Below are 19,566 nucleotides of genomic sequence, written 5' to 3' on the forward strand. Positions count from 1 at the left end.
GTGGGCAACGAGTCGGCGGTCGATCTGGCCGCCCGCCGACGCGAATCGGACGCCCCGCGCGAGAATTGCAGTCCCCCAACTCGGCGGCTCCACGAACGGCCGCCGGCACAGCAAAACAGCGCCCGGCACACCGAGGCGCGCCGCACCGCGTCAGGCGGAGGCGGACAGAGTGGAGAAGACATGGTTTCTGGAAACGAGAGCGACGGCCTGAAGCGCGGGCTGAAGAACCGACACATCCAGCTGATTGCGCTCGGCGGCGCGCTCGGCACGGGGCTGTTCCTCGGCATCGCGCAGACGATCAAGATGGCCGGCCCGTCCGTGCTGCTCGGCTATGCGGTGGCCGGCATCGTTGCGTTCTTCATCATGCGCCAGCTCGGCGAGATGGTGGTCGACGAGCCCGTCGCGGGGTCGTTCAGCTATTTCGCGAACAAGTACTTCGGCCACTTCACCGGCTTCCTGTCCGGCTGGAATTACTGGGTGCTGTACATCCTCGTCAGCATGGCCGAACTGTCCGCCGTCGGGATCTACGTGCAGTACTGGTGGCCGGGCGTGCCGACCTGGGTGTCGGCGCTCGTGTTCTTCGTCGCGATCAACCTGATCAACCTGACCAGCGTGAAGTCGTACGGCGAGACGGAATTCTGGTTCTCGATCGTCAAGGTTGCCGCGATCGTCGGGATGATCGGCTTCGGCGGCTGGCTGCTCGCGAGCGGTCACGCGGGGCCGGAAGCGACCGTGCGGAACCTGTGGCAGCACGGCGGCTTCTTCCCGAACGGCGTGTCGGGCCTCGTGATGTCGATGGCCGCGATCATGTTCTCGTTCGGCGGGCTCGAGCTGGTCGGCATCACCGCGGCCGAGGCCGACGATCCGAAGCGCAGCATCCCGCGCGCGACCAACCAGGTCATCTACCGTATCCTGATTTTCTACATCGGCGCACTGGCCGTGCTGCTGTCGCTGTATCCGTGGGAGAAGGTCGTCAGCGGCGGCAGCCCGTTCGTGCTGATTTTCCATGCACTGAGCAGCAACCTGGTCGCGAACGTGCTGAACGTCGTCGTGCTGACGGCCGCGCTGTCGGTCTACAACAGCGGCGTGTACTGCAATAGCCGGATGCTGTTCGGCCTCGCGCAGCAGGGCAACGCGCCGAAGGTCCTGTGCTCGGTGAACAAGCGCGGCATCCCGCTCGCGGCGCTCGGCGCATCGGCGCTCGCGACCGGCGTGTGCGTGCTGGTCAACTACTTCATGCCGGGCAAGGCGTTCGAGGTGCTGATGGGCCTCGTCGTGTCGGCGCTGATCATCAACTGGGCGATGATCAGCCTGATCCACCTGAAGTTCCGCCAGGCCAAGCAGGCTGCCGGGGAGAAGACTTCCTTCCGCAGTCTGGGCTATCCTTTCACGAATTACCTGTGCCTGGCATTCATGGCCGGCATTCTCGTCGTGATGTACCTGACGCCGGATCTCCGCCTGTCGGTGTACCTGATCCCGGTATGGCTCGCGGTGCTCGCGATCGGGTATCGCTTCCGTCAGAAGAATGCGGGCTTTGCGGTGCACGACGGCGTTTCCGCCCGCTGACGCAGGCCACGACCGACCCTTCTTCCAAACGAGAACGACTCAAGCCATGTTCGAACACATCGACGCGTACCCGGGCGACCCGATCCTGACGCTCAACGAGAACTTCCAGAAAGATCCGCGCGATCGGAAGGTCAACCTGAGCATCGGCATCTATTTCGACGCCGAAGGCCGGATTCCGGTGATGGGCGCCGTGCGCGAAGCCGAAACCGCGCTGCAGCGCGACAGCGGCCCGAAGCCGTACCTGCCGATGGTCGGCCTGGCCGCGTACCGCGACGCCGTGCAATCGCTGGTGTTCGGCGCCGATCACCCGGCCCGCGCGGCCGGCCGCATCGCGACGCTGCAGACGCTCGGCGGCTCGGGCGCGCTGAAGGTCGGCGCCGATTTCCTGAAGCGCTATTTCCCGGATTCGCAGGTGTGGCTCAGCGACCCGAGCTGGGAAAACCATCGTTTCATCTTCGAGCGCGCCGGCTTTACGGTGAACACGTACCCGTACTACGACGAGGCGACGGGCGGCCTGAAGTTCGACGCGATGCTCGCGGCGATCGACGCGCTGCCGGCGCGCAGCATCGTGCTGTTGCACGCGTGCTGCCACAACCCGACCGGCGTCGATCTCGACGAAGGCCAGTGGGAGAAGCTGATCGACGTGATCGAGGCGCGCGGGCTGCTGCCGTTCGTCGACATGGCGTACCAGGGCTTCGGCGCGGGCCTCGACGCGGACGCGTTCGCGGTGCGCGAGCTGGCCCGCCGCGGCGTGCCGACGCTCGTCGCGAACTCGTTCTCGAAGAACTTCTCGCTGTACGGCGAGCGCGTGGGCGGCCTGAGCGTCGTCTGCGAAGACGCGGCCGCGGCCGACCGCGTGCTCGGCCAACTGGCCGGCGCCGTGCGCTCGAACTACAGCAACCCGCAAACCTACGGCGCGAAGGTCGTCGCGGCCGTCCTCGGCACGCCGGCGCTGCGCAAGCAGTGGGAAGAGGAACTGTCGGCGATGTGCCGCCGCATCGCGCGGATGCGCCAGTCGATCCACGACGGCCTGCGCGACCACGTGAGCGGCGAAGCGCTCACACGCTACGTGAAGCAGCGCGGGATGTTCACGTACACGGGCCTGACCGAATCGCAGGTCGATGCGCTGCGCGAGGTGCACGGCGTGTACATCCTGCGCTCGGGCCGGATGTGCGTCGCGGGCCTGAACGACTCGAACGTCGGCATCGTCGCGGACGCGATCGGCCAGGTGCTGAAGAGCGGCGTCTGAACGCGGCGCGGCGGCGCGCCGCGCACGATGCGGAACCGGCTGTATCCCGTCGCGGGAGCAGCCGGTTTTTTGTTGGGCAGCCGTCATGTGCGGTGCCCGGCTGACGTACGCGCAGGCGCGGCGGTACGATCACGGGAACGCATGCACGACAGAGGAGCGACATGGGCATCCGGATCATCCAGCTCGGCACGCCGCGCGCGGCCGGCGAAGGCCTGCGGATCGGCACGGTGCGGCGGCCGCCGCGCGGCGTACCGAAAGCGGAATTCGCGTCGCGCAACTACTATGATGTATGGTTGCCGACGCTGTCGCCGAGCCCCGAGCTCGTCGCGCTGGCGCAGGCCGCCGAAACCGACGCCGAATGGAAGGCGTTCAAGCGCCACTTCCGCGCGGAGATGGCGCACGGCGATCCGGCGAAGGTGCTGGACCTGCTGGCCGCGCTGTCGGCGACCACCGCGTTCTCGATCGGCTGCTACTGCGACGACGAGCGCCATTGCCACCGCAGCGTGCTGCGCGAGCTGCTCGCGGAGCGCGGCGCGGCGATCGAGCCCGACGCGGGCTGAAGCGGCGTCGGGCGGCCGCACCGCGATCGTGCGGTGCAGCGAACCGGTTGACGTGGGTCAAGCGCGCGGTCGCGCGCACCACTATGCTCTCGTCATGGAGCCATCGCGACGATGACAGGCCGACAGATGCACATCACTTTCCCACCCGAGCCGCCGGAATACTGCGCGCGCGACCTGGTCGTCGCGTTTTCCGCGCTGGTCGACGGGCGGTGCGTCCAGTGCGCGGTCACCGCCGAGGCGCTGGAAGACCATTTCGGCGCGCGCTCGCTGCTCGAACGCGATCTGCTGAGCGCATTCGACGCGCACCGGCCGGCCATCGAGGCCATGGCACGACGAATGCTGGAGGAAATCGGCGGCCGGCCGGTGCTGCTGCACAGCGGGCACTTCCGGCTCGAAGGCTGATACCGCAGGAGGGCGCATGACACTGCAGGGCAACATTCACGAACGCGACTGGTCGGTCGAAGTGGAGACGCGCCCGTGCGAATCGGGCGAGTTCCGCTGCCGCGTGTCGGTCGAGCACGGCGCCGGCGCCGCGCGGTTTCATCATACGTTCGAGCACAGCCACGCGTATCCGACCGAGCGCGAGGCGATGATCGAAGGGTTGCGGGCCGGCATGACATGGATCGAGATGAAGGCGTCGCAGACCTTCAACGTATGAACAGGTCCGCGCGGCGAAGCGCGGGCAGACGACCGGCCGGCCGCGATCGAAACATGCGCGCCGCGCCGCGGGAAACACCCGTGCCGCCGCATCGCGAGGCGGCCGGCACATGCAAGGCGGTCGACGAGCGGGCGGCCCCGTCAGGAGAGACGACATGGGCGTGGGCATGCAGATCGCCTGCCTCGGATTCACGGGTTCGGCAGCGCTCGAGGCCGAAGCCGGCGCGCAACTCGTGCGGCTCGAACGGTTTCGCGCGTGGATCGACGGCTGCCAACTCGCGATCGAATCGCGCATGGCGGCCGATGGGGCGTGCCTGTACGACGTGCGGCTCGACCTGACGATGCACGGCGCGGTGCGCCGATCGCTGCCGCCGTGCGTCGGCGCCGACGTGGACGATGCGCTGCGCCGCGCGTTCGCGCAGGCCGAACAGGCGCTGATCGCGTGGCAGGCGGGCGCCGCAACGGCGGCGCTGCGCGACGCGGCGGCGGGCGACGCGATCCGGTAATGCCGCGCCGGCCGTCGTGCCCCCGTACGTCAGACCTGCGCGAGCGCTTGCGCGTCGATGATGCGCACGCGCTTGCCGCGCGTTTCGACGAGCGCTTCGCGATGGAACCGCGAGAACATCCGGCTGACGGTTTCGAGCTTCATCCCGAGATAGCAGCCGATTTCCTCGCGCGTCATCCGCAGGTTGAATTCCGTCGCCGAATAGCCGCGCGCCTCGAACCGCGACGACAGGTTCAGCAGGAAATGCGCGACGCGCTGCTCGGCCGACATCGTGCCGAGCAGCAGCATCTGGCTCGATTCGCGCACGATTTCGCTGCTCAGCATCTGGTAGAGGAAGTGCTGCATCGGCTTCATTTCGCGGCACGCGGCTTCGAGCGCGCCGAACGGGATGATGCACACCACGCTGTCTTCCAGCGCGATCGCGTCGCAGCAGTGCTGGCCGCCGCCGATGCCGTCCATCCCGAGCGTTTCGCCGGCGATCTGGAAGCCCGTCACGTGCTCGCGGCCGTCGCGATGCATCATCACCGTCTTGAACGAACCCGCGCGCACCGCATAGATGCTCTGGAACGGATCGTCGGTGCGAAACAGCGCGTCGCCCTGGCGAATCTGTCGCGTCGTGCAGATGATCGCGTCGAGGCGGCCGTATTCGGCGGCCGTCAGGTGCGGCGGCAGGCACATCGAGCGCATCGCGCAGGCCGAGCAGCGGGCGGCCGGATGCTTGACGGCGTCGGCGCGCGCGGCCGGGCGCAGGGCAATCGGGGGCCGGGATACGACGGACACGTCGGCGGCGCAGGCGGTGGCGGTGGACATGAGTCGCTCCGGCTCGTCAGGGGCGGTGCACGCGAGCGCGCACCAAGGATTCGATGACACGGCACGCGGCGTCGAATTCGACGGTCTTGTCGAAGAAATAGTCGGCTCCCGCCGTCGCGCATGCCTCCCTGAATGCCGGCGCCGAGTGATTCGTCAGCACGATCGTGACGATGCGCGGCGCGGCCTTCGACAGCATCCCGATCAGGTCGAGGCCGCTGCCGTCCGCGAGCCGCACGTCGACGATCACCACGTCCGCGCGACTGCTGCGGATATGCGTCCACGCGTCGTGGCCGTCTTCCGCTTCGCCCACGACGACGACGCCGCGGATCGCGCCGACGAGCAGCGCGATCCGCTGGCGGACGGCGACGGCGTGATCGACGAGGAACACCCTGAGCGCGGCGGGTGACAGGCTGGCATTCATGCCGGCAGTATCGTGTTGCGCCGCCGAAATTGGAATCGGCCGAATTGGAACTTCGTGTAGGCCGCTTCGACACGGTGTAGGGCGTTTCCTACACCGCGTACGGGAAACCGCCGGCGTGGCCCGGCGACGCGATGCCGCGCGAACGATCGCGCGTCCGGGTCAGCCGGCGCGGCGCGCGGCCAGCGCGTCGCGCGCGGTGCGGCACGCGGCCAGGTCCCACGCGGCGCAGCCGACGCTCTTGAACAGCAGCGGGCCGCCGCCGGCGAACGTGCCGTTCAGCACGTCGGCGAGCGACGCGACGTGCCGCCAGTCGACCTGCGCAACGATCAGATCGCCGGCTTCGTGGCGCGCGCCGGCCGGATCGTCGACGACGAGCCGGCTGCCATGCACCGTGCTCGCGTCGATCTCGGCGGCATCCGCGGTGAACGCGCCGACGCCGACCACGAGCCGACCTTCGCGCGCGGCTTCGCGGTAGACGGGCGTGCGGCTCGTCGTCAGCGTGACGACCACGTCGATCGCATCGGGAACCGCGTCGCCGTCGAGCGGCGCGAGTCGCGGCGCATGCGTGCGGTGAGCGGCGCAGAAGGCGGCCGCGCTGTCCGCCGTCGTGCCGCGCACGCGAAGGCGCGCTTCCGGAAAGATCGCCGCGAGCGCTTCCGCGTGATTGGCCGCCTGCTTGCCGGTGCCGATCAGCAGGATGTCTTGGGGCGCGGCGCCATGCAGCGCCTGGATGCCGAGCGCGGTGATCGCCGCCGTGCGGCGGCCGGTGACGGTCGGGCCGTCGAGCGCGAAGCGCATTGCGCCGGTGGCGGCGTCGTACGCGGTGACCTGGCCGAGGATCGTCGGCAGCCCGCGTGCGCCGTTGCCGGGACACACGTTCACGAGTTTGTGGCTCGCCAGGTCGTGGGCGCTCGACGGCATCGACAGCATCACGCCGCCGCCTTGCAGCGGCACGACGAGGCGTTCGGGGCTGACGATGTCGCCCGCCGCATATTCGACGACCGCTTGCCTGAGCGTGGCGAGCAGCGCCGGGTAGTCGAGCAGGGCGGCCGTGTCGGCTGCGTCGAAAACGGGAATCGGGGAAGAGGCGGTCATCGTGTACGTCGTGGGCGTCGGTAAGCGTGAACGGCGGACGCATGCCGCGCCCGCCACGGGTCTGCCGGATACCGCGACACCGGGCAGTGTGGATCGAATCTATACCACTTGCTGGCGCGCCGGCAACCCAGAAAATAAAGCGCGTCGTGGATTTTGGTTCTAATATCCGGCCAGAAGGCTCGCCGCTGCCGCACTGGCCGCGCCGCTCCGGTATAGTGCGAACCCATTCCAGATCCACGCCCCGAACGGGCAGGAGCCATACGATGATGTCCGCGCGTCCCGACTCACTCGAAGGCGGTTTCAGGCCGCTGCAGATCTACGAGCAGGTAGCCGAAAAGATCCGCGACGAGATCCGCGCGGGACGCTACGCGGCGGAATCGCGGCTGCCGTCCGAGCGCGAGCTCGCGGCGCTGTTCCAGGTCGGCCGGCCGGCCGTGCGCGAAGCGCTCGGTGCGCTGCAGAACGAAGGGCTCGTATTCACGAAGCGCAATTCGGGCACCTACGTCGTCGCGGCGCCGCTCGACGTGCTCGCGCAGCGCGGCGACGCGCACACAACGTCCGAGGCCGACTTCAGCCCGACGTCGACGCTCGACGTGCGGCTGATCCTGGAGCCCGCGATCGCGCGCCTCGCCGCCGCCCATGGCCGCGCCGACCCCGGCGCCGAGCGCTATCTCGCGCAGATGGAAACCATCACCGACGTCGACGATCCGCACCAGCGCGCGCTGTGGAACGAGAGCGACCGGCTGTTTCATCGACAGCTCGCGCTGATGACCGGCGATGCGCTGATCGTGAAGATCGCGGACGAAGTCGCGAAGACGATGGACCAGCCGCTGTGGAAGCGGCTGAAGGACGACGGCATCTACGACGCGGGCCGGATCCGGCTCTACGTGTCCGAACACCGGCTGATCTACGAGGCGATCGTGTCCGGCGACGCCGATGCGGCCGCATTCTATGTCGAACAGCACATTCGCCGCGTGCGGCGCGATATCGCGCCGAAGTAGCACGTCCGCGCGGTTCAATCTGGTCTTCAATATGACCAAAACATCGGGAATTATTTTGAAATTGCTTGCGGTGTGACCACGCATGTCCTACATTGGTTTCACACAAAACCAATCAGGAGACATCATGCGACACCTCACGACCGCGCTCTCGGTGGCTGCTGCCGTCGGCGCGCTGACTTCCGCGCACGCGCAGGAAGTCGTGACGATCGGCCATTCGGCGCCGCTGACGGGCCCGCAGGCCGCCAACGGCAAGGACAACGAAAACGGCGCGCGGCTTGCGGTGGACGAACTCAACAAGGCCGGCGTGAAGGTCGGCGGAAAGACCGTTACGTTCAAGCTGGTTTCGGACGACGATCAGGCCGATCCCAAGGCCGGGGTTCAGGTCGCGCAGAACCTCGTCGACAAGGGCGTCGTCGCGGTGCTCGGGCCGTACAACTCGGGCGTCGCGATTCCGGCCTCGCGCGTGTATGCGAACGCCGGCGTGCCGATCCTGCCGGTCGCGTCGAACCCGGCGCTCACGCGGCAGGGCTTCAAGAACATCTTCCGGATCGGCGCCAGCGACGAGCAGCTCGGCGGCACGATGGCCACGTTCGCCGCGAAGACGCTGAACGCGAAAACCGCCGCCGTGATCGACGATCGCACCGCGTACGGGCAGGGCGTCGCCGAGCAGTTCATGAACGTCGCGAAGGCGAACGGCATCAAGATCGTCGACCAGGAATACACGAATTCGTCGGCCACCGATTTCCTCGGCATTCTCACCAAGATCAAGGCCGCCAACCCCGACGTGATCTTCCTCGGCGGCTATGCGGCGCAGGGCGCGCCGATGGCCAAGCAGATGAAGCAGCGGGGCTTGCGCGCGAAGCTGCTCGGCGGCGACGGCATCTGCTCGGCCGACATGGGCAAGGTCGCGGGCGAGGCGGCATCGATCGTCTATTGCGCGCAGGGCGGTGTCGCGCTCGAGAAGACACCGGCCGGCCGCGAATTCCTGAAGAAGTACCACGACGCCTATCACACGGATACGCAGGTCTACGGCGTCAATTACTACGACGGCGTGAAGCTGCTCGCCGACGCGATGGTCAAGGCCGGCACGACCACCGACAAGGCGAAGCTGATCGCGCAGCTCGCGAAGTCGAACTACGCGGGTGTCGCGGGCACCTATTCGTTCGACGCGAACGGCGACCTGAAAGGCGCGCCGACCACCGTCTACGTGATCCGCAACGGGCTGCCCGCACCGTACGCGAAGTAATCGCCGCACCGCCCGTCGCCGGACGGCGGCCCCGCCGCCGTCCTTCGTTTCAACGCACTCGATCCACCCATGAAAATTTCCCGCTCCCTTTCCACCGTCGAAGTGCACACCGGCGGCGAGGCGTTCCGCATCGTCACGAGCGGGCTGCCGCGGCTGCCCGGCGACACGATCGTCCAGCGCCGCGCGTGGCTCAAGGAGAACGCCGACGAGATCCGCCGCGCGCTGATGTTCGAGCCGCGCGGCCATGCCGACATGTACGGCGGTTACCTGACCGAGCCCGTGTCGCCGAATGCGGATTTCGGCGTGATCTTCGTGCACAACGAAGGCTACAGCGACCATTGCGGCCACGGCGTGATCGCATTGTCGACGGCCGCGGTCGAACTCGGCTGGGTGCAGCGCACGGCGCCGGAGACGCGGGTCGGCATCGACGCGCCGTGCGGCTTCATCGAGGCTTTCGTCAAATGGGACGGCGAACATGCCGGGCCCGTGCGCTTCGTCAACGTGCCGTCGTTCATCTGGCGGCGCGACGTGTCGGTCGACACGCCGTCGTTCGGCACCGTGACCGGCGACATCGCGTATGGCGGCGCGTTTTATTTCTATGTCGACGGCGCGCCGTTCGACCTGCCGGTGCGCGAATCGGCCGTCGAAAGACTGATCCGCTTCGGCGCGGAAGTGAAGGCGGCCGCGAACGTGAAGTATCCGGTCGTGCATCCGGAGATCCCGGAAATCAACCACATTTACGGCACGATCATCGCGAACGCGCCGCGCCATGCGGGTTCGACGCAGGCGAACTGCTGCGTGTTCGCGGATCGCGAGGTCGACCGCTCGCCGACCGGTTCCGGCACCGGCGGGCGCGTCGCGCAACTCTACCAGCGCGGGCTGCTCGCGGCGGGCGACACGCTCGTCAACGAATCGATCGTCGGAACGGTATTCAAGGGGCGCGTGCTGCGCGAAACGACGGTCGGCGACATCCCGGCCGTGATCCCGGAAGTGGAAGGCAGCGCGCATATCTGCGGGTTCGCGAACTGGATCGTCGACGAGCGCGATCCGCTCACGTACGGATTTCTCGTGCGCTGAGCCGCAGCGCCGGTCGCGCCGCCGTCGCGTCCTCATCGCGACCTCGTTGCGCGGCGTTCAGGTTGTCGTACCAGGTTTGGCGCGTCGTTCCGGTCGCGGAGCGCGCGCCTTTTTTGCGTCGGCGCCGTCGCGAAGCGGCACCATGTGCGCCGGCCCGATGCCGCCGCAGGTCGGGCGGCCGCGCGAGTTTGGTACGATGCAGCCTTTTCAGCCGAGCTCCACCCGCGTGAATCGCCGAAACGTGTCGTCAGTGCGTGCCTTGTGTGCCAGATGGGTCGCGCGCGCCCAACCTGTCGCGGCCGCCGCCGTCGCGCGGGTCAAGCCCCTCGCCGCCACCGCGTGGCACCATGTCCGCCACCCGACGCGCCGCGGCGTGCTGCTCGCGGCCGCCGCCGTGCCGGCGCTGTTCGCGGCGTACGTGATCGTGCTCGTTCCGTTTACGCCGGGCATCGGCGACATCCGCAAGGCGCGCGTCGACCAGCCGGCGCAGGTGCTGTCGGCCGACGGCAAGCTGCTGGCCGAATTCAAGCCGTCGAACCGGGAATGGGTGCCGCTCAAGCAGATCTCGCCGCACATGGTCGACGCGCTGATCGCGACCGAGGATCACCGCTTCTATGAGCACCACGGCCTCGACTGGAAGCGCACGGCGTCGGCCGCGCTCCATACGTTCTCGGGCAACCGCCAGGGCGGCTCGACGATCACGCAGCAGCTCGCGCGCAACCTGTATCCGGACGAGATCGGCCGCGCGCCGACGCTCAGGCGCAAGGTGAAGGAGGCGATCACCGCGCTGAAGATCGAGGCCGTCTACAGCAAGGACCAGATCCTCGAGACCTACCTGAACACGGTGCCGTTCCTGTACAACGCGTATGGCGTCGAGATGGCCGCGCGCACCTATTTCGACAAGTCGGCCGACGAACTCGACGTGCTCGACAGCGCGACACTCGTCGGGATGCTGAAGGGCAACAGCTACTACAACCCGGTGCTGAACCCCGAGCGTGCGCTGCAGCGGCGCAACACCGTGCTCGGCCAGATGGTGAAGTACGGCAAGCTGTCGCCGGCGCAGTTCGCGCAGTTGCAGCGCCGGCCGCTGCGCATCGACTTCGAACGCCAGAAGGAGCCGCCCGGGCCGGCGCCGCATTTCGCGCAGCAGTTGCGCAAATGGCTGATCGCGTGGGCCGACCGCAACGACTACAACATCTACTCGGACGGCCTGATCGTGCGCACGACGATCGACGCGCGCCTCCAGCAGATGGCGACGCAGGCGCTCACGCTGCAGGGCAATCAGCTGCAGGGCATCGCGAACAATGCATGGAGCGGCCGCGACGGCTGCGGCACCGACAACGAGGTGTTCCGCACCTTCATGCGCGAATCGCCCGAGTACAAGGCCGCGCAGGACGCCGGCAAGGACGACGCGGCGGCGATGAAGCTGCTCGCGGCCGACCGCGGCTTCCTGCGTGCGCTGTGCAAGTCGAAGACCGACGTGCAGGCCGGCTTCCTCGCGATCGATCCGCGCGACGGGCAGATCCGCGCGTGGGTCGGCAGCCGCGACTTCACCCGCGAGCCGTTCGACCACGTCGCGCAGGCGCGGCGCCAGCCGGGCTCGACGTTCAAGCCGTTCGTCTATGGCGCCGCGTTTGCGAGCGGGATGAAGCCGGACGACACGTTCATCGACCAGCCGGTCGAGATCCCGTTGAAAGGCGGCGAGATCTGGCGGCCGAACGACGACGTGCCGCCGTCTGGCAAGCCGATGACCTTGCGCGACGCGGTCGCGCTGTCGCGCAACCGGATCACCGCGCAGGTGATGGAGAAGGTCGGCCCGGCCGCCGTCGCGCGGCTGGCGCGCGACATGGGCGTGCGCGAAAGCCCGCTCGAACGCGTGCCGTCGCTCGCGCTCGGCACGAGCCCGGTCACGCTGAAGGAAATGGTCGCGTCGTACGCGACGATCGCGAACGGCGGGCTGTACGTCGAGCCGCAGATGGTCACGCGCATCGAGAATCGCCAGGGCGACGTGCTCGCCGAATACGCACCGGCGCCGCCCGAGCGCGCGCTCGATGCCGAAACCGACAAGACGCTGCTCGACGTGATGCGCGACGTCGTGACGCGCGGCACGGGCGGCAGCATCCGCACGCGCTTCGGCATCCGCGGCGACGTGGCTGGCAAGACCGGCACGACGCAGGACAACGCGGACGGCTGGTTCATCCTGATGCAGCCGGGCCTCGTCGCCGGCGCGTGGGTCGGATTCGACGACGGCCGCGTGACGCTGCGCAGCGACTACTGGGGGCAGGGCGCGCACAGCGCGCTGCCGATCGTCGGCGATTTCTTCCAGCGCGCGCAGCGCGCCCGGATCGTCGATACGAAGGCGAAATTCGATACCGAGCCGTCGCCGGGCTGGTTCGCGTCGCTGCGCGAGCGCGCGACCGACCTGTTCGACACGTGGTTCCCGCCCGAGCCGAAGAAGGCGCCCGCGCCGGTCAGGACGCAGCGTATCGAGCGCCCGGCCGACGCCGACGAGGGGGCGGCGTCGGCGGCATCCGCCGCATCGGCGCCGGATGCCGCATCCGGCGGTATCGTCGAGGAATGGGTGCCGGCGTCCGAAGTGGCCGCGTCGGCCGCCGCGCTGTCGGCGGGCGCCTCGCAACTGCAGCCGCAGCTTGCGCCGCCGCCGGCAGGCACCAGTGCGACGAGTGGAGGCAGCGCCGGTATCGGCGTCGCCCCTTCGGGCGTGCCGGCTCCGTCGGCGCCGGCCGCGCCCGATGCGACCGACGCTTCGCAGTAGTGAAGCCGTGTCGCGGCATTCGGTGTGCAGGCGGCGATAATCGTCTGACGAAACGACTTATTCCCGCTCGATTGTACGGTTTCGGTCAACAGTGAATTTGCGATTTAAGTATTTACCCTGATAGTCGAGCCTCCTAGACTTCTACTCATGCGCAACGACATCGAGTCGGAAGCGCCTGACAAAACAATCCCGGAGGTAACGCATCATGAAATCGCTGATCAAGGCAGTTGCACTGGCCGCCCTGGTGGCCGCACCGGTCGTCTCGTTTGCCCAATCGAACCAGCAGCCGCTGACCCGCGCGCAAGTGCGCGCCGAGCTGGTCCAGCTCGAAAAGGCCGGCTACAACCCGAACGACTGGATGAACTATCCGGAAAACATCCAGGCCGCCCAGGCCAAGATCGCCGCCGCGCAGAACGCCGGCGCGCAAGCCGACGCAACCGGCTACGGTTCGAACCCGGTCGCGACGTCGCAGTCGGGCCAGCGCGCGGTCGTGCCGGCCGTGAGCGACCGCTCGTCGGTGTACTTCGGCCACTAAGCCAGCCGTCGTTTCGCGGCCCCGAAGGCCGCGGCTGACGTCGTATCGAGAAAGCCCGCACTCGGTTCGGTTCCGAGTGCGGGCTTTTTCATGATGCGAAGCTCAGCGATCCGGCACAGACGACGGGCGAAATCGTCGGCGGGGCAATCCGGTATCCGCCGACACAGGGAGGTCTCTCTTCCCAAGGGTTCGTTAGAGTAAGATTCGCGTGCAATCGATGAGACGGCTTAATCAATGGAGAGGCGATGCGCTTGTATTCGGCGAGCGGAACGGTATCAAACATGCGCTGCTCGATAGAGCCGTGTTCGCCTTCGAAATTTCGCAAATTCGAGAAAACCGCAACGGATCTCGCGCCATTGTTACTCGCGTCCATCGGCGAAGACGGGATGGCGGTAAGCAGTGCAACGCTGCACGATTCGGACAGAAGTCGGCCTGATCCAGCAAAAGGCTATTGGGTCGAGATAGAGATCAGCGGGCGCGCGCTCAAAGGCTGGTTTGACTGTATCCCGTTCGAGAATGGCGGACATGTCGAGGCGGTTTTCGACAAAAACGGATTGTTGGTGGCCGTTAATAATCCGAAGGCGCGACTAATCGTATTCAGGCCACCTTGCCCCGATGGCCTCAAACCCATTTTCACTAAATCCATGCTCTACGGTTGCCTCGGGGTGACGTTGTTCTTGTTTTTTTGCCAGACGGTACTTTATGCATTCGTGATGCCCGGTTGGGGCGAGTTTTTCGGGTTGATGCCGATCCTGCTAGTTGCAACCGTGCTGCTGGTGGCTCTCCTGGTACTGCTGGCCTACCGGGATGAATTGATCAACGGGTCGCGAACCAGAAAAATCCTCAAACTGCTCGGTCTGTCGGATCGCGCGCGGGCGTTGAAGGCCGAACCCGTCGGCACCGATTACGCTTACCGCTACTGACGCCTTTTGCCCCGACCACCCGTAGCACCCGAGTCCGTGATCGCGATGCATGCGCAATCGTTCCCGAGCGAGTCTCCGGCTGCAGCCCGGCACCCCGCTGACAATCCGCCGCGCGTGCGCTAGCATCGCGGTCGACGTCGCCGCGCGTAGCGCGGCCCATCCACACGGGGCGCTGCACGGCACCGGGTTCCCGACTTCAACGAACAACAAGGAGCATCCATGCGTGTCTTGACCGGTCTGCTGGGCTCGCTGGCGCTGGTGACGAGCGTCGCCCATGCGCAGGCGAATTGTGCGGACGCGACGGATCAGGCGGTGATGACGGCGTGTGCCGATCGCGCGTACAAGCAATCCGACGGGGAACTGAACCGGACTTACCAGGCCGTCACCGCGCGCCTGCGCGATGCGCGGCCGCTTGCCGACAAGCTCGTGAATGCACAGCGCGCGTGGATCGCGTACCGCGATGCCGAATGCCATTTCTCGAGCGCGAATGCCGAGGGCGGCAGTGCGTATCCGATGGTCGTATCGACCTGTCTCGACGATTTGACGAAAGCGCGCACCGAAACGCTGAAGGGCTATCTGTCCTGCGAGGAGGGCGACCTCGCGTGCCCGGTGCCCGCGAAGTAACGATCACGCGCGGGCCCGAGCGGGCCCGCACGACGCCGGCTGGACGTCGTCCGTTACACGTCGTCCGTTACACGTCGCCGTTACACGTCGTCCGTTACACGTCGCCGTTACACGTCGTCCGTTACACGTCGTCCGTTTCGTCGAGCAGCTTGTGCCGCATCGCGTAACGCACGAGCGCCGCTTCGTGCGGCATCTGCATCTTTTCGAGAATCCGGGTCTTGTAAGTGCTGACCGTCTTCGCGCTCACACACAGCGCATTCGCGATCTCGGTCAGCGTCTGGCCGGCGGCGATCCGCCGGAACACGTCGAATTCGCGGTCGGACAGCCGCTGGTGCGGCAGCGTTTCGGCCGGCTCGTTCAGGCTCTGCGCGAACTGCTCGGCCATCGCGAGACTCACGTAGACGCCGCCCGACGCCACTTTCGCGACCGCGCCGACCAGCTCCGCGCTCGCGCTTTCCTTCGTCAGATAGCCGGACGCGCCCGCGCGGAACGCGCGCACCGCGTATTGCTGCTCCGCGTGCATCGTCAGCACCAGCACGCGCAGCGCGGGCTTCTCGTCCTTGATCTGCTTGATCAGCTCGACGCCGTTGCGGCCCGGCATCGACAGGTCGAGCACGAGCACCTGCGCGGGCGTCGCGCGCACCAGCGCGATCGTCGACGGGCCGTCGCAGGCTTCGCCGGCCACCTCGAAACCGGTGGCGTTCTGGAGGATGTGCCGCAGACCGTCGCGTACGAGCGTATGGTCGTCGGCGATGAGCACCTTGATCATGTGATGAGCGTGTCCTGTTGAACGGTGCCGAGCGGAAACGCGACGGTAATCGAGAAGCCGCGCGCGAGCGCGGTGTCGATCGTCACGGTGCCGCCCAGCATGTGTGCGCGTTCGCGAATGCCGATCAGGCCGAACGACTTGTCCTCGTGGGCCGGACCGCCGGGCGCCGCGCCGCGGCCGTTGTCGGCGACGCGCAGCACGCAAAAGCCTTCCTCGATGTCGAGCCGCAACGTCACGCGCGTCGCATCCGCATGACGCGCGACGTTCGTCAGCGCTTCCTGGACGATGCGGAACAGCGTGGTCGCGCCCGTACTGGTGAACGTGAGGCCGCCCGTTTCGATGTGACGCTCGACATCGATCCCGTAGCGGTTCGTGAAATCGTTCGCGAGCCATTCGATCGCGGGCACGAGGCCGAGATCGTCGAGCATCACCGGCCGCAGGTCGGCCGCGATGCGCCGCACCGACGCGACCGTCGCGTCGATCAGCCGCCGCATGCCTTGCAGATGCATCTGCACGCCTTCGTCGGGCTGCGCGCGGCCGGGTATGCGCAATTGCTGCTCGACGACCGACAGGTCCATCTTCAACGCGGTGAGCTGCTGCCCGAGGTCGTCGTGCAGCTCGCGCGCGATGCGGGTTTTTTCCTCTTCGCGCACGTTCTGCAGGTTCGCGGACAATTCGCGCAATTCCTCGCGCGATTGCTTCAGCGCGTTCTCGGCCCGCTGCCGCTCGGTGATGTCGCGCAGCATCACCGTATAAAGCTTGCCCGACGCGTCGCGGATCTGCGAGATCGATGCTTCGATCGGGAATTCCTCGCCGTTGGCCCGCAGCCCGAACAGCACGCGCTGGCGGCCCATCTGCCGCTCCGATACGCCCGTCACGCCGAACTGGTCGACGTGCTTCGCATGGGCGGCGCGGAACCGCTCGGGAATGAAGCGCGACAGCGGCGCGCCGATCGCCTCCATCGCGGACACGCCGAACACCTGTTCGGCCATCGGATTGAAGATCACGACCGTCTGCTTTTCGTCGATCGTGATGATCGCTTCCATCGACGAACGGATGATGCCCATCATCCGCGCCTCGTTGAGGATGCCGCGGCTGCTCGCGCCGGCGTCGGCGCGTCCGCGCAGCAGCGCATGGACGAGCGCCGCGAACCCGAACGACGCGATCAGCCCGGCGGCGAGCACCGTGCCGGCCGCCCGCTGCGCGCCGGTCGCGCTCGGCCGGCCGTCCGCGGAATAGGCGAGCGTCAGCGGGGTGCCGCCGAAATTCAGCACGTCGGTGCGCCGCATCAGGTCGGGCGACGCCGACGCTTCGTCGGTCGTCGTCTCGACGCTGACGATCGCGCGCGAATCGCCGCCGGCGGTCATCCGCAGATCGATCCCGCGTTCCGCGTCGAGCGCACGCTCGACCAGGCGCCGCGGGCTCAGCGCCGCGAACAGCATTCCGTCGGCGCCGGCTTCGCGCGTGCCGGACGGCGTGGCGGCGGCCAGCGGCGAGGTCGTCACGGGCAGGAACAGCGTCAGGGTGCGTGCGTCGCGGGACGTGTCGTCGTCGGCGGGGTGGACGCCGAGCGCGATATCGCCGGTCCGCAGCGCACGCGTGAGCGGCGCCGCGTCGAACGCGCCGAAGCGCACGACCGGCGCGTTCGACGCGGGGGCGCTGAGCGTCGCTGCCGCGAGCGCATCGGCCGGCAGCGGCTTCGTGCCGGCCAGCGCGCCGCGTGCCGCGGGCGTCAGCGGCGCATAGCCGATTTGCCGGACCGGCGAGCGGCCGCTGTCGAGATCGAGCGTCTCCGCATACCGGCGCCATTGGCCGGGCGTCATGTCCGGCACGAGGCCGAACGCGCCGCGCGCGCCTTCGAGCACGGCGGCGCCGGCCTGCAGTTCATGCCGCAGCATCGCGGTCACGTGCGTCGTGCGGCGTTCGAAACGCGTGTGAACGGCGCCTTGCCACTGCTCGCGCACCAGCAGCGCGACACCGAGCGACAGCACCGCGCCCGCGCACAGCGTAACGACGCCGGCCGCGAGTGGCTGGCGTAACATGATCTGAAGGCGCGTGGGCCCTCGGGCGTCCCGCGTCGGGGTTCCACTGGCGGTCATTCGATGGCCATTCTGTTGTTCGGACTACCCGGGGCACTCGGGCAGCGCGGCAAAACCGGGGGAAACTCGCACCGGCTGCATGCAACGATTATTTTCAAGATGAAATTGTGCGCGTTTTACACGTTTTTTGTAATGGGGTCGGTTGAAATTGCAGCAAAGGCGTGAACCAGCGGCGCGCCGGCCGCGGTTGACGCGCGTCAACGCGCGCGCCAGCACGTGGGGCAGACTGTTCGACAGGCAAGCCGGCGCCGGGCCGGCTTGCGATAACGGGCCGTCGTTGCGCAACGCGCGACGCCCGCCCGGTCGGAGGGACGGACCATGTACAAGCGGATTTTCGTCGGGCTCGACGGCAGCCCGAGCGCACGTCTCGCGCTGAACGAGGCGATCCGGATCGCGACGGCGTCCGGCGGCGAAGTGACGTGTGCGTACGTCGTCGAACATCGGCCGCAGCTCGTCGACGTCGACGCCGGCTTCGCCGCCGAGCGCGACGGCGATGTCGCCGCGACCGATGCGGCGACGCCGGTACTCGACGCAGCGAAAGCGATGCTCGCACAGCAGCATGTGCGAGGCACGGTGCGCGCGCTCGACGCGTACGGCGAGGACATCGCGACGGTGCTGATGCGTACCGCGGCCGAAGCCGACGCCGACCTGATCGTGATGGGTACGAGCGGGCGGCACGGCCTGCGCAGGCTGTTGCTCGGCAGCGTGGCGGAATCGCTGCTGCGTGCGGCCGACCGGCCGGTGCTGTTGGTTCGGCACGACGAGGCGGGCACGTCGGCGGCTGCGTAACCGGCGCGGCACGGCGGCCCGATGCGGCGCCGGCCCGCGCAGTTGGCGGGCTGCCGCGCGGCATTCCGGACGTCTTGCGTGAGCGGGCGTACTGCGCCGTTACGTCGCCCGACACGACGCGGCGAGCGCCGCCGATGCGAATCGCCGATGCGCGATTGCCCGTCCGCAGTTGCATCACGGCATGCAGTTCTGGCAGCATCGGCCGGTGTCCGCTCGATCGCCGCGCGCATGGCCGCGACGATCGACGCAGGGGCATCCGGCGGCACCCGGGCGCATGAATCGAATCGCGATCGGACGGTCGGCCGGATGCCGGTTTTCTCCCTTACCGACGTCATCTGCCATGCCGATTTCCGCGACCGACCTGATTCGCCAGTTCGACCTCCAGCCGCATCCCGAAGGCGGCTATTTCCGTGAAACCTACCGCGCGACCGAGTCGGTCGTGCGCCCGGCCGACGGCGCGCCGCGTGCCGCGTCGACCGCGATCTACTACCTGCTGTGCGACGGCGCGTATTCGTCGTGGCATCGCATCCGCTCCGACGAAGTCTGGCATTTCTACGCGGGCGATCCGATCGAAGTGTGGGTGCTCGACGCGCGCGACGGGCTGACGATCCACCGGCTCGGCAACCCGCTCACCCATCCGGGCACCGTGTTCCAGACGGTCGTGCCGGCCGGAAGCTGGTTCGGCGCGCGCTGCGCGTCGCCGCAGCACGTCGCGCTCGTCGGCTGCACGGTTGCGCCCGGATTCGAGTTCGCGGAATTCGAGCTGGCGGATGCGGCCGCGCTGGCGGCCGAGTTTCCCGACTACGCGGAACATGTCGCACAACTCGCGCCGCGCTCCGACGTGTGACCGTCACGGTCGCGTCA

Annotated in this window: 21 protein-coding genes; 16 read left to right on the forward strand and 5 right to left on the reverse strand. The window is 67.8% G+C overall.

Annotation, left to right across the window (positions count from 1 at the left end):
• Window positions 1-180: 180 nt before the first annotated feature.
• The 6 genes from WS54_RS06175 (at window position 181) to WS54_RS06200 (ending at window position 4,538) form a co-directional block, all read left to right on the forward strand.
• On the forward strand, window positions 181-1,566 hold the full coding sequence (locus tag WS54_RS06175; RefSeq protein ID WP_034204869.1) for an amino acid permease: 1,386 nt from the start codon (window positions 181-183) through the stop codon (window positions 1,564-1,566).
• Between the two features lie 46 nt (window positions 1,567-1,612).
• The gene (locus WS54_RS06180) at window positions 1,613-2,815 is read left to right on the forward strand and encodes an amino acid aminotransferase (RefSeq protein ID WP_059783554.1); all 1,203 of its coding nucleotides are present in this window, start codon (window positions 1,613-1,615) and stop codon (window positions 2,813-2,815) included.
• A gap of 161 nt (window positions 2,816-2,976) precedes the next feature.
• A complete protein-coding gene (locus WS54_RS06185) occupies window positions 2,977-3,375 on the forward strand; it encodes a DUF488 domain-containing protein (RefSeq protein WP_034204867.1) in 399 nt (132 codons plus the stop codon).
• A gap of 111 nt (window positions 3,376-3,486) precedes the next feature.
• Window positions 3,487-3,777, forward strand: coding sequence for a DUF1488 domain-containing protein (locus WS54_RS06190; protein WP_034204866.1), 291 nt, complete (start codon window positions 3,487-3,489; stop codon window positions 3,775-3,777).
• Between the two features lie 16 nt (window positions 3,778-3,793).
• A complete protein-coding gene (locus tag WS54_RS06195) occupies window positions 3,794-4,033 on the forward strand; it encodes a hypothetical protein (RefSeq protein ID WP_006479066.1) in 240 nt (79 codons plus the stop codon).
• A 154-nt stretch (window positions 4,034-4,187) separates the two neighbouring features.
• Entirely contained in the window at window positions 4,188-4,538 is a 351-nt protein-coding gene (locus tag WS54_RS06200) for a hypothetical protein (protein WP_059783552.1), read from the forward strand.
• Between the two features lie 29 nt (window positions 4,539-4,567).
• Here the strand turns inward: WS54_RS06200 and WS54_RS06205 are convergent, their stop codons facing one another.
• The 3 genes from WS54_RS06205 to lhpI form a co-directional block, all read right to left on the reverse strand.
• On the reverse strand, window positions 4,568-5,347 hold the full coding sequence (locus WS54_RS06205; RefSeq protein ID WP_034204864.1) for a helix-turn-helix domain-containing protein: 780 nt from the start codon (window positions 5,345-5,347) through the stop codon (window positions 4,568-4,570).
• Between the two features lie 16 nt (window positions 5,348-5,363).
• The gene (locus tag WS54_RS06210; RefSeq protein ID WP_059783550.1) at window positions 5,364-5,768 is read right to left on the reverse strand and encodes a response regulator transcription factor; all 405 of its coding nucleotides are present in this window, start codon (window positions 5,766-5,768) and stop codon (window positions 5,364-5,366) included.
• Window positions 5,769-5,927: 159 nt separating this feature from the next.
• The gene (lhpI, locus tag WS54_RS06215; protein WP_059783548.1) at window positions 5,928-6,863 is read right to left on the reverse strand and encodes a bifunctional Delta(1)-pyrroline-2-carboxylate/Delta(1)-piperideine-2-carboxylate reductase; all 936 of its coding nucleotides are present in this window, start codon (window positions 6,861-6,863) and stop codon (window positions 5,928-5,930) included.
• A gap of 263 nt (window positions 6,864-7,126) precedes the next feature.
• On the opposite strand from lhpI, the gene WS54_RS06220 reads away from it, so the two are divergent.
• The 7 genes from WS54_RS06220 (at window position 7,127) to WS54_RS06250 (ending at window position 15,045) form a co-directional block, all read left to right on the forward strand.
• Entirely contained in the window at window positions 7,127-7,864 is a 738-nt protein-coding gene (locus WS54_RS06220) for a FadR/GntR family transcriptional regulator (RefSeq protein WP_034204861.1), read from the forward strand.
• Between the two features lie 124 nt (window positions 7,865-7,988).
• Entirely contained in the window at window positions 7,989-9,110 is a 1,122-nt protein-coding gene (locus WS54_RS06225; protein ID WP_034204860.1) for a branched-chain amino acid ABC transporter substrate-binding protein, read from the forward strand.
• 69 nt (window positions 9,111-9,179) lie between these two features.
• Window positions 9,180-10,187 (forward strand): trans-3-hydroxy-L-proline dehydratase, encoded by a 1,008-nt coding sequence (gene lhpH / locus WS54_RS06230; RefSeq protein ID WP_059783546.1) that lies wholly within the window; start codon window positions 9,180-9,182, stop codon window positions 10,185-10,187.
• A gap of 196 nt (window positions 10,188-10,383) precedes the next feature.
• Window positions 10,384-12,963 (forward strand): penicillin-binding protein 1A, encoded by a 2,580-nt coding sequence (locus WS54_RS06235; RefSeq protein ID WP_059785018.1) that lies wholly within the window; start codon window positions 10,384-10,386, stop codon window positions 12,961-12,963.
• 205 nt (window positions 12,964-13,168) lie between these two features.
• Window positions 13,169-13,498: a DUF4148 domain-containing protein gene (locus tag WS54_RS06240; protein ID WP_034204857.1), complete on the forward strand. Its 330-nt coding sequence runs from the start codon at window positions 13,169-13,171 to the stop codon at window positions 13,496-13,498.
• Between the two features lie 245 nt (window positions 13,499-13,743).
• Window positions 13,744-14,421: a hypothetical protein gene (locus WS54_RS06245; protein ID WP_159086635.1), complete on the forward strand. Its 678-nt coding sequence runs from the start codon at window positions 13,744-13,746 to the stop codon at window positions 14,419-14,421.
• 219 nt (window positions 14,422-14,640) lie between these two features.
• Window positions 14,641-15,045, forward strand: a complete 405-nt coding sequence (locus WS54_RS06250; protein WP_059783543.1) for a lysozyme inhibitor LprI family protein — start codon at window positions 14,641-14,643, stop codon at window positions 15,043-15,045.
• 121 nt (window positions 15,046-15,166) lie between these two features.
• Here WS54_RS06250 and WS54_RS06255 read toward each other — a convergent pair whose 3' ends face one another.
• The gene (locus WS54_RS06255; protein WP_034204855.1) at window positions 15,167-15,814 is read right to left on the reverse strand and encodes a response regulator; all 648 of its coding nucleotides are present in this window, start codon (window positions 15,812-15,814) and stop codon (window positions 15,167-15,169) included.
• Window positions 15,811-17,913: a PAS domain-containing sensor histidine kinase gene (locus tag WS54_RS06260; protein WP_059783541.1), complete on the reverse strand. Its 2,103-nt coding sequence runs from the start codon at window positions 17,911-17,913 to the stop codon at window positions 15,811-15,813. The genes WS54_RS06255 and WS54_RS06260 overlap by 4 nt, the downstream gene beginning before the upstream one ends.
• Window positions 17,914-17,916: 3 nt before the next feature.
• On the opposite strand from WS54_RS06260, the gene WS54_RS33545 reads away from it, so the two are divergent.
• From WS54_RS33545 to WS54_RS06270, 3 genes are all read left to right on the forward strand, one after another.
• Window positions 17,917-18,078 carry a hypothetical protein gene (locus WS54_RS33545; RefSeq protein WP_159086636.1) on the forward strand — a complete coding sequence of 54 codons (162 nt, stop codon included), beginning with the start codon at window positions 17,917-17,919 and terminating at the stop codon, window positions 18,076-18,078.
• A 153-nt stretch (window positions 18,079-18,231) separates the two neighbouring features.
• On the forward strand, window positions 18,232-18,702 hold the full coding sequence (locus WS54_RS06265) for a universal stress protein (protein WP_034204853.1): 471 nt from the start codon (window positions 18,232-18,234) through the stop codon (window positions 18,700-18,702).
• Window positions 18,703-19,042: 340 nt separating this feature from the next.
• Window positions 19,043-19,549: a cupin domain-containing protein gene (locus WS54_RS06270; RefSeq protein WP_034204852.1), complete on the forward strand. Its 507-nt coding sequence runs from the start codon at window positions 19,043-19,045 to the stop codon at window positions 19,547-19,549.
• Window positions 19,550-19,566 lie beyond the last annotated feature (17 nt).

Origin of the sequence: Burkholderia sp. NRF60-BP8 (assembly GCF_001522585.2) — a bacterium.
Taxonomy (GTDB): Bacteria; Pseudomonadota; Gammaproteobacteria; order Burkholderiales; family Burkholderiaceae; genus Burkholderia.

Coding starts and splice junctions, on each gene's coding strand:
- WS54_RS06260 (WP_059783541.1), bottom strand. CDS start 17,913: ATGACCGCCAGTGGAACCCCGACGCGGGACGCCCGAGGGCCCACGCGC.
- WS54_RS06235 (WP_059785018.1), top strand. CDS start 10,384: ATGCAGCCTTTTCAGCCGAGCTCCACCCGCGTGAATCGCCGAAACGTG.
- lhpH (WP_059783546.1), top strand. CDS start 9,180: ATGAAAATTTCCCGCTCCCTTTCCACCGTCGAAGTGCACACCGGCGGC.
- WS54_RS06205 (WP_034204864.1), bottom strand. CDS start 5,347: ATGTCCACCGCCACCGCCTGCGCCGCCGACGTGTCCGTCGTATCCCGG.
- WS54_RS06265 (WP_034204853.1), top strand. CDS start 18,232: ATGTACAAGCGGATTTTCGTCGGGCTCGACGGCAGCCCGAGCGCACGT.
- lhpI (WP_059783548.1), bottom strand. CDS start 6,863: ATGACCGCCTCTTCCCCGATTCCCGTTTTCGACGCAGCCGACACGGCC.
- WS54_RS06255 (WP_034204855.1), bottom strand. CDS start 15,814: ATGATCAAGGTGCTCATCGCCGACGACCATACGCTCGTACGCGACGGT.
- WS54_RS06220 (WP_034204861.1), top strand. CDS start 7,127: ATGATGTCCGCGCGTCCCGACTCACTCGAAGGCGGTTTCAGGCCGCTG.
- WS54_RS06175 (WP_034204869.1), top strand. CDS start 181: ATGGTTTCTGGAAACGAGAGCGACGGCCTGAAGCGCGGGCTGAAGAAC.
- WS54_RS06245 (WP_159086635.1), top strand. CDS start 13,744: ATGCGCTTGTATTCGGCGAGCGGAACGGTATCAAACATGCGCTGCTCG.
- WS54_RS06180 (WP_059783554.1), top strand. CDS start 1,613: ATGTTCGAACACATCGACGCGTACCCGGGCGACCCGATCCTGACGCTC.
- WS54_RS33545 (WP_159086636.1), top strand. CDS start 17,917: ATGGCCATTCTGTTGTTCGGACTACCCGGGGCACTCGGGCAGCGCGGC.
- WS54_RS06225 (WP_034204860.1), top strand. CDS start 7,989: ATGCGACACCTCACGACCGCGCTCTCGGTGGCTGCTGCCGTCGGCGCG.
- WS54_RS06200 (WP_059783552.1), top strand. CDS start 4,188: ATGGGCGTGGGCATGCAGATCGCCTGCCTCGGATTCACGGGTTCGGCA.
- WS54_RS06270 (WP_034204852.1), top strand. CDS start 19,043: ATGCCGATTTCCGCGACCGACCTGATTCGCCAGTTCGACCTCCAGCCG.
- WS54_RS06250 (WP_059783543.1), top strand. CDS start 14,641: ATGCGTGTCTTGACCGGTCTGCTGGGCTCGCTGGCGCTGGTGACGAGC.
- WS54_RS06190 (WP_034204866.1), top strand. CDS start 3,487: ATGACAGGCCGACAGATGCACATCACTTTCCCACCCGAGCCGCCGGAA.
- WS54_RS06185 (WP_034204867.1), top strand. CDS start 2,977: ATGGGCATCCGGATCATCCAGCTCGGCACGCCGCGCGCGGCCGGCGAA.
- WS54_RS06210 (WP_059783550.1), bottom strand. CDS start 5,768: ATGAATGCCAGCCTGTCACCCGCCGCGCTCAGGGTGTTCCTCGTCGAT.
- WS54_RS06195 (WP_006479066.1), top strand. CDS start 3,794: ATGACACTGCAGGGCAACATTCACGAACGCGACTGGTCGGTCGAAGTG.
- WS54_RS06240 (WP_034204857.1), top strand. CDS start 13,169: ATGAAATCGCTGATCAAGGCAGTTGCACTGGCCGCCCTGGTGGCCGCA.